Source organism: Paenibacillus sp. EPM92, from assembly GCF_016586185.1.
Taxonomy (GTDB): domain Bacteria; phylum Bacillota; class Bacilli; order Paenibacillales; family NBRC-103111; genus Paenibacillus_G; species Paenibacillus_G validus.
Window position 1 is genome coordinate 20465 of sequence record NZ_BCPS01000092.1, and the last position, 13928, is coordinate 34392.

Consider the following 13928-nt stretch of genomic DNA (forward strand, 5'->3'; position numbering starts at 1 on the left):
CTTTCTGGCCGCTGAAGCTTTAATTTAACGTCACAGCGGCCGATGCTGCCGCGCTGACCGGCAATTCGTATACGGTGCGGCCGTCTTTGTCAAGGACCTTTACATACATCAGCTTGACTTGTGTCGAAGCAGCCGACGTCGTTACGGTTAACGGCGCGAAGAGCAGCGTTGCCGTTTCGCCCTTCAAGTTGATTGGCGGCACCGGGCTGGAGCCGGGCGTCTCATAACGGGTGCCGGCGAAAATCAGCTGCTTCTCCGTCGTTCCGACCTCTTGCGTTAACGTTTCCGCCGAGTTTGCCCCGTCGAATATCGTTCCGTCATCACTAGGCAAGCCTGCGCCCGGAGCCTCGTAGTTCAAATCGGCCTTGTTGTAAGCGATATGCGCCTGAACCGCATAGAACGGAAGAGCTTCCAGGAAGTTCTCCATCTCCAGCTTCAGCATGATTTGATTGTTTTCCTTGACGCCGACCTGGCTCAGGGTCACTTTCGGTTCAACCACTTCGATCGCAATCTCTTTGTCTGCGCTTGTTCCGGCAGAATTGATCGTAACCGCATGCAGCCGGTAAACCCCAAGGGTGCTTGGTACGGTAACCGTAAACGCAGCTTCTCCGTTCACAACGTCTTTCGTTTCGTTGTTCAGCTTAATTTTCGAACCGGCCTCTGCGGTAAGCACGACGGTTACGCTTTGGTTTTTCAACGCCTTCCGGGGGGCGCTCTTCACGACGGGAGCGCCCGGAGGCGTATTCCCGGAATCCCCGCTAGAATTAGATGGAGCTGGCGCGGGGGTTGGCGCCGGATTCGGATTGTTCTGTTGCGTTTGTTCGAAATTTTTTCTGGCCTCATCCGTCATACGGCTTAACAGCGCATCCTCGGCTTGTTTATTAGCCGCCGCCTTCGCTGCATCGTTCGCTTCCTTGATCCGCTTCTTGTCTTCTTCCAGCCGATTCAGCAGAGAGCTCAGCTTATCCTTGTTGGCCTGAAGCAGATTGTCTTCACCGGTTTTCGGCGGCGCAGGGGGCTGCTCCCGCTTCGCCTTCTCGACCTCCGGGTCGATCCCCGCGTTCTTGTCCAGCAACGGGATCTTGTTCAAATCAATCTTTTTGAGCGGGTCTTCGATGTTTTGATTCGCCTGATCCACCATCTTCTGATCAATTTTCTTCTCATCGATGGCAGCTTTCACCAGGTTCGGGATAGCGGCATCGAAGTTGTTCATCACTTTCGCCAAATCGTCCTCCGACAGAAATTTGAGGATCGCAAACTCATCCGGCTTCTGCAAGCCTTGCTCGAACTGCTGCTGCAATTTTTGTTTCATCTCATCGAGCTCCCGCTGGATGTCGGGAATGTTTTTCACGAAAGCTTCCATTACCTTGGGCGAAGCCTGGTTTACGATTTGATTCATATCCGCATATTCAACCCTCGTACGCAAATCAGGCGCTTGCGTTCGCGTGTCCAGATTGATCTGCTGGGCCGGATACACCGCTGCGGTATTTGTAAGCTGTAAACTGGATTCGCCGGGCCCTGAAGTACCGGAAGTTACGGTCGTCGCCCTGACGACCCCCGCGGCAACCAGCATGGTCGTTCTACCCGTTAACGGATTGGTATATATGAAGAACTGCGTTCCGCGTACACCCATGACCGCCGTCGGCGTCTCCACCTCGAACTCGTCTTCCGAGCTGACGAGCGATTTCACTTTCGACCACATGGAGCCGGCCCAGGCTTTCACCTTCGATTTCTTCGCGCCCCCGTCTTCCATCAGCTCGGAGATGTACACCTCGGCGTTCTCCCCGATCGTCAGCTCATCGTTCCGGTCGACGATCCGCAGCACGGCCGACGCTCCGGGACCGGTGGAGATCGTATCCCCCTGATTCAGCGTCAAGTCTTGATAAACCGTATTGGAACGGGATCCGCCCGATTTCGTGTAGGTGACGTCGCCGCTCACTTCAACAACGACGGCGGAACGTACGGACTTGGCGGAAGCCGGTTCGGCGAATGCCGAAGACAGCAGCGACAAAACCATCGTCCCCGTTACGGCCCAAGACACCGTCCTCCGGCCTTTCCGTTGATGTGCTTCAGTTTCGTGTCTCACTGCAAAACTCCTCTCTTTACGATGTATAAGAACCATCGAAATCGAAATCGAACCCATTCTCGTCTAGGATACGCCGGTTTTCCTTTCCGCAGCTGACGCCGGAGCTCCCCGTATACCTAACACCTCGTACAGCTTCAGCGGCACGCTCTTCCCTTTCATCAGCTTCTCGCCGGCAAAGTTGTATTCGAAGTACGCCTTCGTCAGCTCATACGTCGCTTCGGAAACAAGCACTTGATTCGGCTGCGTGTTCGATTCGATCCGCGCCGCCGTATTGACGTTATCGCCGATCGCCGTGTAGTCGACCCGCAGGTAGGAGCCGATGTTGCCGACGACCATTTTCCCCGTGTTGATGCCGATCCCTACCGCAATCGTTACGCCATACTTCTCCAGCACGTCGGCGCGAACCTTCTCCATGCCCTTCTGGATCTCGAATGCCGTCTTCACCGCGTAGTACGGATGGTCCGGAACGTCAAGCGGAGCGTTGTACAGAATCATCGCTGCGTCGCCGATAAATTTGTCGATCGTGCCGTGGTTGGCCAGCGCCCGTTCGGTAATCAGGTTGAACATCATGTTGAGGAAATCGACGACCTCCTCCGGCTCGAGCCTCTCGGATAGCGGAGTGAATCCCCGGACGTCCAGGAACAGCACGGTCAGCTCTTTACTGATGCCGCCGAGCTTGATTTCTTGCTCGCTCGTAGCTATTTCTTTAACCAGATCGGGGGAGATATAACGGCCGAATTGTTTCGTTATGTAGTTTTTCTGCTTCGTCTCGAAGTACGTCTTCATGGAGATATTCCCGAGGTAGGCAAGCAATCCGCACGCCAGCGCGCCTACGACATCCATATATTGCAGCGAGGAGGAGAACAGGAAATATTGGCCCGCAAGGAGCGCAATCATGAGGCCGAGCAGGAGAAGCGCTCCCGAAGTCGCCCGGAGCCGCCAGGTCGCGATGACGGCGAACAGCGCCACGACGACGGCAAGCGCCAGCTCCAGCAGCCCGTTCACCCGCGCAATGACTTGATCTTTCAAAATTTGGTTCAAGATGTTCGCATGCGCGTAAACCATGTGCATATGGTTCTCGATCGGGGTAATGCCTTCATCCGAGCCCGGCGCCACATAACCGACCAGAATAAGCCGGTCCTTGAATGTCGCCGGAGGCACTTTGCCTTGCAGCACGTTATTGAAAGGAATCGTTTCAAAGTCAAACTCCTTGGCGTCCCATCGAATCAGCATCTCCGATTTCGGACGGTCTTTCAGCATCGGCAAATTCAAGTAGCGATCCACATTGGCGCCCGCCAGTTGGGCCATCGCCAAGCCCATCGACGGAAATAGGCCTTCGGGCGTATGGATTTGCAGCCAGTTCGAGCGGACGACGCCGTCAGTGTCGAACGTTGCGTTGATGTGCGCCCGGTGCACGAAGTCTTTAAATATCGGAATCGGCTGCTGCACCCCGCGGGCCTCCATCCATTCGCCGGCCCTGACCGTCGTGCTGCGGTTGAATTCGCCTTCCACCAGCGCGTGCGAAGGAAGAATAATGTTCTTATGCTTGGCCAGCTCCTCGGCAAGCGCCTGGTCGCTCTCCGGCTTGTCGCTTTCGGTGTACAGCTCGATATCGAAGGCAATGACTTTAGCCCCGCCCTGTTCCAACTTTTGAATCAGCTGCGCGTAAACCTTCCGGTCCCACGGATAAGGTCCCACTTCCTTAATCGACTGCTCGTCGATGCCGATGACGACGATATCCTCATGCGGCTGCTGGGACATCGTACCTTTCAAATTCCACATATATATCTCATTCGACAGCACCTTCAACCAACCGGACGCCAGTATGACGATACCTAACAATATGATGATAGCATTGCCAATAAAAAGGACGGTTGACTTGCTCATTTCCTTCTTCTTCATGAATAGCCCCCAGCGATCAGTATACGCCACTATATTTTAACATACAAAAACATTTAAAGAATCAAGGAATTGTAAAAACATATGAAAAAAAGCCTACCCCCGATGGCCGGGAATAGGCTTTAAGTTGCAGGTCGAATCGATTAGTTAAAAGGCGTATCCGCCACTTTAATAGAGTCGGTCGGGCAACCGTCTTGCGCGTCTTGCAGATCATCGTACAGGTCTTCCGGAATTTCCGTAACGCCTTTGTTGCCGTCGCCTTCGAAAATAACTTCAGCAAGGCCCTCATCATCGTAATCGTAAATATCAGGTGCCGTGGCGCCGCATGCGCCGCACGCGATACAGGTGTCTTTTTCAACCCAAGTATATTTTGCCATGTCTAAGTTCCTCCCTTGATTGTGTAACCTTATCCTAAAATATAATATTATAAAAAACAAGAAAGTTCAAATAGAAAGTATGAAACAAATCGTTCACGGAACGAGAACGGTAGCCTCTCTATACGTTATATTAACCCGAACGGCCCAACCTTAAAACAAAACGAACGCAAATGGTTCAGGAATCGTCTTCCACCTCGAGCCCCTTGAGCCGCAAGTGATCCATCTGCAGCGACGTGCCGCGCACTTTGGCGTTACGGATCAGCGTCGACGGATCGTCGCCCAGCATCCCGGCCGTCAACACCGCGCTTTCCCCATACTTGTCGCGCAGCTTGTCGAGCGTCCGGTTGAGCTTTTCTTTCACCGGCTGCTTCTGATAGCTGAATAAATCGAGCTGCACGGCGGATTCCTGCCGCGAGGTCAAATTTTGCAGCGTAAGGCCGACCAGGCGCACCGGCTCCCCTTCCTTCCAATAAGCATCGAACAGCTTGCACGCCATCCGGTAAAAGTCGTCGGCGCTCTCCGACGGCTCCGTAAGCTTAGCCGCTCTCGTAATCGTCTTCATATCCGGATCGCGAATCGTCACCTGCACGGTGTGCGCGAGCAGCTCCTGCTTGCGCAGTCTGCGCCCCACTTGATCCGCCAAATTCAGAAAAACGCGGTGAAGATCAGCACGCTGCGTATAGTTCACTGGCAGCGTCGTCGTATGGCCGATCGATTTGCTCTGTTCGCGCTCCGGGTTGACGGGGGCGTCGTCCTCGCCGTTCGCCGCCCGTTTCAGCCAGGCGCCCATCACCCCGAAGTGGTTCGTCAGCAGCCTCTCATCGGCATGCGCCAGCTGACCCAGCGTATGAATTTGCAGCCGTTTCAGCTTATCCGCGGTCTTCTTCCCGATCCCGAACAGCAAGGCGCACGGATGCGGCCATAGCACCCCGGGGACGTCCCGCTTCCGCAGCACGGAGATGCCATTTGGCTTCTTCATATCGGAAGCCATTTTGGCCAGCAGCTTATTCGGGGCGACGCCGATGGAGCAAGGCAAACCAAGCTCCTCGCGAATGCGGCTCTGTATCGTTTGCGCAATGTGCAGGGGCGTGCCGAACGACTTCGAGCCGGTAATATCAACGTAACATTCATCAATCGACATCGTTTCCACGAGCGGCGAATAGTCATAAGCGATTTTCATAAAGCGGCGGGAGAACTGGCGGTATAAATCGAAATCGGGTCGGATCAAAATCAAATTCGGGCATAACTTCAACGCCTCGCGAACGAGCATTCCGGTCTTCACGCCGCGGGCCCGGGCGACGTACGAACACGTCACGATGATGCCTTTGCGCAGCTCCACGCTTCCCGCCACAGCCAGCGCCTTGCCGCCGTACTTCTCCGGCTCGACGGCTTCATGCACGGAGCAATAAAACGCGTTCATATCGATATGCAGAATCACTCTGCCGTTCAGCGGATAACCGTTCGCCGGCATCCGCGTCTCCTGGGTTCCGTCCGACATCGCCCGGGTCACCTCCTCACTTCGCTATCTCTAGCATAAATCGGCTCGCGGCGTCGGTCAACTGCCGCCCTGACGGCATGATTTTATATTCTATAATATCCCTAACAAGAAACAATGTGCTATAATTATGAATTATACTTTGCCATCGATAGGCTTTCACGAAACAGGAGGATTCCCATGACAGGCACCGTTAAAATTTTCGATACTACGCTCCGCGACGGAACGCAAGGAGAAGGCGTCAGCCTTTCCGTGGAAGACAAGCTGAAAATCGCCCAGAGGCTCGACGCATTGGGAGTTACTTATATTGAAGGCGGCTGGCCGGGAAGCAACAACAAAGACATCGAGTTTTTCATTCGCGTCAAAGATTTGAAGCTCAAGCACGCCAAGGTGACCGCCTTCGGCAGCACGCGCCGCAAAGAAACGCTCGCGGATCAAGATCCGAACCTGAACCGAATTATCGAAGTCGGGGTTTCGGTTGCCACCATCTTCGGGAAGTCGTGGGATTTCCAGGTTCATACGGCGATCCAAACGACCTTGGAAGAAAACCTGGCGATGATTTTCGATTCCGTCCGTTACTTGAAGCAGAACGGGCTCGAGGTTATCTACGACGCCGAGCACTTCTTCGACGGTTACAAAAGCAACCCCGACTACGCCTTGGCTACCATCCGCAAAGCGGAGGAAGCAGGCGCGGATTGGATCGTGCTGTGCGATACGAACGGCGGCACGCTGCCGCACGAAATTACGGATATCGTGAAGGTCGTCCGTCAATCGGTCGCGACGCCGGTCGGTATCCACGCCCATAACGACTGTGAGCTCGGCGTCGCCAACAGCCTCGCGGCTGTCATGGCCGGCGCTACGCAAGTGCAGGGCACCATTAACGGGTACGGCGAACGCTGCGGCAACGCCAACCTCGTGTCCATTATTCCGAATCTTCAATTAAAGCTGAACTACAGCGTTATCAGCGAAGAACAGCTGGCCAGCTTAACCGGCGTCGCCAGATACGTCAGCGAAATCGCAAATATGCATATGCCGGTGAACCAGCCGTATGTAGGAGCGGCCGCTTTCGCTCACAAGGGCGGCATTCACGTCTCGGCCATCCTGCGCAACTCCAGCACATACGAGCATATCAAGCCCGAGCTTGTCGGCAACAAACAGCGTGTCCTCGTCTCCGAGCTGGCCGGTCAAAGCAATCTCGTATTCAAAGCGCAGGAAATGGGTCTTGATTTCGATACGAACAACCAGCAAACCAAGCAGTTGATCGAGCAGATCAAAGAAATGGAGCATCAAGGCTACCAATTCGAAGGTGCAGACGCTACGCTGGAGCTGCTCATTCGCAACGCATACGGCAAGCTGGAGGAAGTATTCTCGCTCGAATCGTTCAAAATTATGGTCGCCAAAACGATGAACCAGCCGGTATTAACCGAAGCGATCGTGAAAGTGAGAGTCCACGGCGAAACCTGTTATAACGCGGCCGAAGGCAACGGCCCGGTTAATGCGCTCGACAACGCCCTGCGCAAATGCTTGCTGCAGTACTACCCCGGCCTCCAGAACATGCATTTGTCCGACTATAAGGTGCGTGTGCTTGACGAGAAAGACGCAACGGCCGCGAAGGTTCGCGTACTGATCGAATCGTCCGACTTCCAGAATACGTGGAGCACGGTCGGCGTCTCCGAGAACATTATCGAAGCCAGCTGGCAAGCGCTTGTCGACAGCATCCGTTATGCCTTGCTGAACCAAACAAGAGCCGCGAGCAAGCAAGCAGAGTCTAAAGAACGCTTAGGCCTTGTCAACCACTAGAACGAGTGAAGCTGCAGTCCGCGCTCCGATGCGCAGGCTGCAGCTTTTTTACGTTCAGGAAGCCGGCGAAGCGTCAATAAGCTTCTTAATTTTAGCCTCCAGCTCATCGGGAGCAAGCACATGGACGATTTCCACCAAGCGTCCATGCTTGTCAACGAGAAAGCTTGTCGGGACGAACAAAATACGGAAATCGTTCGCCGCCTCGCCGCTCGTGTCGAGCAGGACCGGAAAAGGCAGATCGTGTCCTTGAACGAACGCGTTGACATCTTTTATCGAATCACCCTTCGTAACGTTCACCGCATACAGATCGAAATGATCCTTGTAACGCTTGTACACATGTTTCAGCGCCGGCACCTCCTCATGACAAGGCCCGCACCAAGACGCCCAAAAATTAATCAGCAGCGGCTTGTCGCGCGTACCTCCGATCACGTATTCTTTACCGTCCAAGCCTTTTATTACATGGTGAGGAACCGGCAAATCGACCGCAACCGACGGTTTAGCCGCCGCCGCTGCCGCGACCTTCGTCTGGCGATCCATGCGTTGCCATTGCCAGCCGGCGGTAACCGCCAAAACCAAAGCCGCAACCGCCAATGCTATTGTTTTTTTCATCGTATGTTCTCCTCCATCTTGCGTTCCTGCTTTTCCTCCGGCGCGCCAACAAGGGATGCCTACTATTATTTCCAGCTGCAGCGAAATGAATCCCATGGAAAACGTTCCAGCCTGCTTCCAAGGATGGCTTCCAGAGCGCAGGATACATTAATCTTATTATCGGCGCATATGGAGGTCCCGTCAGCAATGGAAAAAACGAAAAAGAAGAAACTGTCCATCCTCTTCGAAAGCGATATAACAGCGGATAACTACACAATGAATCGCCAATCCGAAGCCGGCGACCAAACCGAATCCAAGCCGACCGCGAAGCAGCAAGCGAACGCCGGCTCCAAAGGTTTGATCTGGGAGTTCATCGCCATTGCAACGGTACCGCTCGTCCTGGTGCTCGGCAATTCGATGCTCGTACCGATCTTGCCGGAACTTCAAGAGAAGCTCGGGATCAGCCAATTTCAGAGCAGCCTTGTGATTACGCTGTTTTCCGTCACAGCCGGCCTTGTGATCCCGATATCCGGTTATTTGTCGGACCGGTTCTCACGCAAAGCGATTATTATCCCTTCGCTCATCATTTACGGAGCAGCCGGCATTTTGGCTGGTCTGGGGGCCGTTTGGAACTCCTACACCGTGCTTATCGTCGCCAGAGCGATTCAAGGCCTGGGCGCCGCCGGCACGGCGCCGATCGCGATGGCACTGGCGGGCGACTTGTATAACGATGGAACGGAAAGCAAGGCGCTAGGCTTGACGGAAGCGTCCAACGGCACCGGGAAAGTGGTCAGCCCGATACTCGGCTCGCTGCTGGCGTTAATTGTTTGGTATGCCGCCTTTTTCGCATTTCCGGTGTTTTGCCTGCTTTCCCTGCTCGCCGTTGTTTTTTTGCTGAAGGAACCGGAGCGCAAGAACGAACCCCCGAAGCTGTCCGAATATATCCGGCAGATCGGCACGGTCATGAAGAAAAAAGGCCGCTGGCTGGTCACTTCGTTTGTCGCCGGTTCGGTAGCGCTGTTCGTCCTGTTCGGCGTTCTCTTCTATTTATCGGACATTCTAGAAGCGGCGCCGTACCATATCGACGGCGTCATGAAAGGTCTTGTGCTGGCCATCCCCTTGCTGGGACTCGTGATCACGTCGTATACGACAGGCTCCATGATTAAGAAGAACGGCAGCTTGATGCGAGTGCTGATGACGATCGGATTAGCTGTCATGACGGTCTCGCTCGGCTTATGCATCCTCTTTTATAACAAAAACATCTATCTGTTCATCAGTCTTCTAACGCTCAGCAGCATTGGAACCGGGCTCCTTCTGCCGTGCCTCAACACCATGATTACGGGCTCGGTCGAACGCGACCAGCGGGGAATGATTACGTCGCTTTACAGCAGCCTGCGCTTCCTGGGTGTGGCGTTCGGTCCGCCCTTGTTCGGCTGGATGATGGACAAGTCGCATCAAATCGTATTTATTACCGTTACATCGCTTACCGCAATCACGCTCGTTCTCGTCTTTTTCTTCATCAAACCGCCTGCCAAGCTTGGAGGCAGCTAGCCATCCGGAGCGGTTGCTCTTATAATGGAAGGTAAAAATGAGATGAGGCGAACAGCGCCCGATGCCACCCGAATCGATTACACTGACGTCCGCCGTTTGGCAAAAGATGATAGACCATTGCCGGGAAGCCTACCCGCTGGAAGCCTGCGGCTTGCTATTCGGCGGCGATTCAACGCAAAGCGAATCCCTGGTTTCGCCCATCATCGACGAATTTCTGCCTATCGCTAACGTTGCCTCCGACCCCGGGCACCGGTTTCGGATGCATCCGCAGCAGCTGATTCGGGCGTTGACGCGGGGCTCGGGAGAACACCCGGCGGGAACACGTCGAGCATTGCTGGGCATCGTTCATTCGCACCCGAAAGCGCCGCCGGTTCCATCTTCGCTCGATCTCGACCCGTTGTGGAACGGTATTGCGAGTTATTGGATCGTATCGTTATCCGACCTGGAGTCGCCGGCTGTGCGAGCTTACACCATCACCTGCGGCGGGGACAAGAAACCGGTCAGCCTTCCTCTGGTTTTCCGCGTTGGCGACAACAGTCCATAAGCGCAAAAAAACCTTCGGATTCGACTTCGTTCCGAAGGTTTTTTAATGTCTGCTGAGCTGCATGTACAAATCGCCAAGCGTCTGAACGTCTCGTTCGCGCGCTTGCTCGAGCAGCCTCGACCACAAGCGGGCTGTCATTCTCGCATCCTCCAGCGCATGATGCCGCTGCGTCACTTTAACGCCGTAATGATCCAGCAGCGTATCCAGATCATACGCTTTCAATTTCGGATTCAACCATTTGGCGACCATCATCGTATCGAGCAGCCGGTGCGTCAAATTCACCTTGGAGGTGCGCCATAAAGCGGCGTTCAAGAAGTGCTTGTCATGCCCGGTGCCGTGCGCAACGAGCACCTTCTGCTGAACGAACTCCAAGAAACCGCGCAAAGCATGCAGCAGCTCGGGCGCGGCGGACGCTTCCTTGTTCGTGATGCCCGTCAGCTCTTCGATTTCCTCCGGAATATTGCGTTTCGGATTGACCAAGCTGTAGTACGTTTGTTGATCTTCCACTTCCGAGCCGTTGACGGCTACCGCGCCGACCGAAATGATTTCGTCTCCGTTATACGGCGAAAAACCGGTCGTTTCCAAATCGAACACGACCAGTTCCAGCGTATGGAGCGGAATTTCATATAACGAATTTTTTCGCTGTTCCTTCATGATGGACCGAATAAAAGCCATCTGCTGTGCACTTTGCATATCAAACATCGATGTGATCGCCGGCGTAAGCCCGCCCATTTTGTACAAACTCCACATTCTTCCCGGCGGCCTCCTATCCATCACCAGCATTCACCCGCTTTCTTCCGATTTTCTATCTCCGAATGTACGACCTTTTTGACGTATTTTTGCAGCTCGTTTCCGATCCGCAAACACAATTTCAATTCGGTCGTTCTCTCTCTGGTTAATAAATCCGCCGTCAGCTTGCCTCTTGACGTATAATGGCCTTCCTCCAGCTGGAACGGGGTCATCGAGCGCAGCTTTAGCGCAGCCGCCAACGCATCGAGCCAGTCGTGACCGATTTCGTCGGGCACATGCCCTCGGGCAAGAAGCAGCCTGATCCGCCCTTCCGTTGAAGTAACCCGAATGCCTGCTTCCAGCGCGAGCAGCCGGACTCCGTTGACGATCGGGATATAGGCGCCGTATTTGACATCCACACCGCCGGCATCCTCACCATACCGCTCCTTGATGAGCTGGCCGAATATGCCGATCGACACTTTGTGGTGCAGCGTATTCTGCAGCATATGCCTGTACATCAGCGGATGCGCTTGATTGTAGGAAACGAAGGAGTCGATGAGCGACTCTCCCAGGCTGCGGTCGCCGTAAATCGTGCGCAAATCGGCAGCGATGAGCAAATACCGGACGTTCTCCCAATTCGGCTCCGCCAACCATTCGTTCGTCATCGCCAAATAACCGGATAGCGGCTGCCGCCACTTGTCGTTCGTGCACAACACCCCGCCGCTGCATGGCGGATAGCCCGCCGCCTCCAGATTGGCCGATATACGTTCGGACAGCACGCTGAAAAACGTCTTCGCTTGTTCCGCTTCCTTCTCATCCCCCGGATCGGCGTAAATCAGACCGTTGTCCTGGTCGCTCCACAATGTTTGTTCTACTCGTCCGCCGCTGCCGAATAGCAAAAAAGCATAGGGAAGAGGAACCTGTTCGTTCCTCTCCTCACAGAGGATTCGCTCCGTCATCTCGATCGTCCGGTAAATAATCGTATCGTGAAGCCGATTCACCCCTCCGTTCCATTCGAACGGTTCTTCCGAAGGAAGATGCAGGAGAAATACATCGTGAGCGCGATCGCGTAAAGCTCTAAGCTGGCTGAAGTCCCGGGCCTCTTTGACCTCTTGGATGATGCTGTCCCACGCATGACGCTCCATGCCTGCATCTCCTTCCCGTGAGAGAATTATAGCTGACTTTTCTTGTACAGATTCCGAGGCTTTTCTTACAGGCTGTGCGTTTGGCCGCCGGCTGCCGCTTTTTTCATTTGCTCGGGATAGCCGTACGTGCCGTGTTCGGAAAGGTCCAAACCGATGATTTCTTCTTCTTCGGTTACGCGCAAACCGATCGTCACTTTAATCAAGTACAAGATAATGAAGGAAAGCACGAGCACGAAGAGGAACGCCCCGACAACGCCGAGCGCTTGAACGCCCAATTGCTCGAACCCGCCGCCGTACAGTAAACCGGGTTTACCGATCCCTACCGTTTCAACCAATTGCGGCGTTGCGAAAATACCTGTAGACAACGTACCCCAAACCCCTGCGATCCCGTGTACGGAGAAAGCGTAAACCGGATCGTCAATACCCGCTTTTTCAAACCATTGCGCGGTGAAGAAGGTAACAATACCGGCAATCGCGCCGATGATGATGGCATCGCGGGGCGTTACGAAAGCGCACGCGGCTGTAATGGCGACGAGCGCGGCAAGTACGCCGTTCAGCATGCTGGGAATGTCGGCTTTGCCGAAGTAAATCCAGGAGACGATCAGTGCCGCTACCGCACCTGCTGCAGCAGCCAGGTTCGTGGTCAGCGCAACGTGACCGAAGAAGCCGTCGCCGGTTGCGCTAAGCGTGGAACCCGCGTTAAATCCGAACCAACCGATCCACAAAATAATGACGCCAAGAACGGAAAGCACTTGGTTATGACCTGGAATCAGGTTAGGCGTTTTGTCTTTATTATATTTACCGATACGAGGTTTCAGCAAGAGGGTCGCCACGAGAGCGGCCGTCGCGCCCTGCAGGTGAACGACTGTCGAGCCTGCGAAATCCTGCATGCCGATAGCGCCGAGCCAACCGCCGCCCCATACCCAATGGGCAACGATAGGATAGATGATGATCGTATATAAAATACCGAAGATGAAGTAAACCGGAAGCTTGCCGCGCTCTGCGAAACCGCCCCATGCGATCGCGAGCGATACGCCGGCAAAGGCGAGCTGAAACAAGAACAGGATGCCGATCGGAATCGGAGATTCCGCAAACAAGCTGATGCTCGCTTTCACCTGATCAGCCGTACCGTCCAGGAAAAAACCGCCGGTACCGATAAAACTGTTGCCGTCGCCGAACGCCAAACCGAAACCTACAGCCCAGAAAGCGATGGCGCACAGCCCGAACGTCAAGATGGTTTTACCGGCAACGTGACCTGCATTTTTCATCCGCGTCGAGCCCGCTTCCAATAAGGCAAAGCCGGCTTGCATGAAGATGACGAGAATGGCTGCAAGCATAACCCAAACCGAATCGATAGCCGCAGCCAATTGAGCCGGCGTTTTGTCGTCAGCCGCAAGTGCCATTCCGGCAGGAGCGAACAGGGACAACAGACCTAAAGAAACCATCATTTTCTTTAACACATCGACCACTTCCTTAGTTTGTGTTATTTTATATAACATAATATGAAATTAATAATGTCATTATATGCAGATATTCATTTTTTTGCAATAGATCTTTCATTAATTTTATGGTTTTCCGAAAAATAACCTGACATCGAGAGATGATCATTCGTTTTTCAGATGAATAATTTGTACTACTCCTAATATGCGTGTCATATATTATTACAATTTATTTGGATGTCTACCGATTTCCGGCAGCCATATCGGTTCTATGC

General features: G+C 53.9%; 11 protein-coding genes. 3 read left to right on the forward strand and 8 right to left on the reverse strand.

Annotation, left to right across the window (positions count from 1 at the left end; translation table 11 throughout):
• Positions 1–19: 19 nt before the first annotated feature.
• The 4 genes from JMF85_RS23120 to JMF85_RS23135 all read right to left on the reverse strand — a co-directional run bounded on the left by JMF85_RS23120 (position 20) and on the right by JMF85_RS23135 (position 5860).
• Positions 20–2086: a FecR family protein gene (locus tag JMF85_RS23120; RefSeq protein ID WP_201318989.1), complete on the reverse strand. Its 2067-nt coding sequence runs from the start codon at positions 2084–2086 to the stop codon at positions 20–22.
• Positions 2087–2149: 63 nt separating this feature from the next.
• Complete coding sequence (locus tag JMF85_RS23125) at positions 2150–3988, reverse strand: CHASE2 domain-containing protein (protein WP_201318990.1); 1839 nt, start codon at positions 3986–3988, stop codon at positions 2150–2152.
• 140 nt (positions 3989–4128) lie between these two features.
• Entirely contained in the window at positions 4129–4362 is a 234-nt protein-coding gene (locus tag JMF85_RS23130; protein WP_127606099.1) for a ferredoxin, read from the reverse strand.
• A gap of 175 nt (positions 4363–4537) precedes the next feature.
• On the reverse strand, positions 4538–5860 hold the full coding sequence (locus tag JMF85_RS23135) for a DNA polymerase IV (RefSeq protein ID WP_236595962.1): 1323 nt from the start codon (positions 5858–5860) through the stop codon (positions 4538–4540).
• 177 nt (positions 5861–6037) lie between these two features.
• Here JMF85_RS23135 and cimA point away from each other — a divergent pair, with 177 nt between their 5' ends.
• Positions 6038–7657, forward strand: a complete 1620-nt coding sequence (gene cimA / locus JMF85_RS23140; protein WP_201318991.1) for a citramalate synthase — start codon at positions 6038–6040, stop codon at positions 7655–7657.
• A gap of 54 nt (positions 7658–7711) precedes the next feature.
• On the opposite strand, the gene JMF85_RS23145 is transcribed toward cimA, so the two are convergent.
• Positions 7712–8266 (reverse strand): TlpA family protein disulfide reductase, encoded by a 555-nt coding sequence (locus JMF85_RS23145; RefSeq protein WP_127606101.1) that lies wholly within the window; start codon positions 8264–8266, stop codon positions 7712–7714.
• Positions 8267–8452: 186 nt separating this feature from the next.
• Between JMF85_RS23145 and JMF85_RS23150 the strand changes: the two genes are divergently transcribed.
• Both JMF85_RS23150 and JMF85_RS23155 read left to right on the forward strand, forming a co-directional pair.
• Positions 8453–9796 (forward strand): MFS transporter, encoded by a 1344-nt coding sequence (locus JMF85_RS23150; RefSeq protein WP_127606103.1) that lies wholly within the window; start codon positions 8453–8455, stop codon positions 9794–9796.
• Between the two features lie 61 nt (positions 9797–9857).
• Positions 9858–10340, forward strand: coding sequence for a M67 family metallopeptidase (locus tag JMF85_RS23155; protein ID WP_127606105.1), 483 nt, complete (start codon positions 9858–9860; stop codon positions 10338–10340).
• Between the two features lie 42 nt (positions 10341–10382).
• Here JMF85_RS23155 and JMF85_RS23160 read toward each other — a convergent pair whose 3' ends face one another.
• The 3 genes from JMF85_RS23160 to JMF85_RS23170 form a co-directional block, all read right to left on the reverse strand.
• The gene (locus JMF85_RS23160) at positions 10383–11117 is read right to left on the reverse strand and encodes an exonuclease domain-containing protein (protein WP_141333878.1); all 735 of its coding nucleotides are present in this window, start codon (positions 11115–11117) and stop codon (positions 10383–10385) included.
• Positions 11114–12214, reverse strand: coding sequence for a DUF294 nucleotidyltransferase-like domain-containing protein (locus JMF85_RS23165; RefSeq protein WP_201318992.1), 1101 nt, complete (start codon positions 12212–12214; stop codon positions 11114–11116). The genes JMF85_RS23160 and JMF85_RS23165 overlap by 4 nt, the downstream gene beginning before the upstream one ends.
• Before the next feature lie 65 nt (positions 12215–12279).
• On the reverse strand, positions 12280–13659 hold the full coding sequence (locus tag JMF85_RS23170) for an ammonium transporter (RefSeq protein WP_397376006.1): 1380 nt from the start codon (positions 13657–13659) through the stop codon (positions 12280–12282).
• Between the last annotated feature and the right edge of the window lie 269 nt (positions 13660–13928).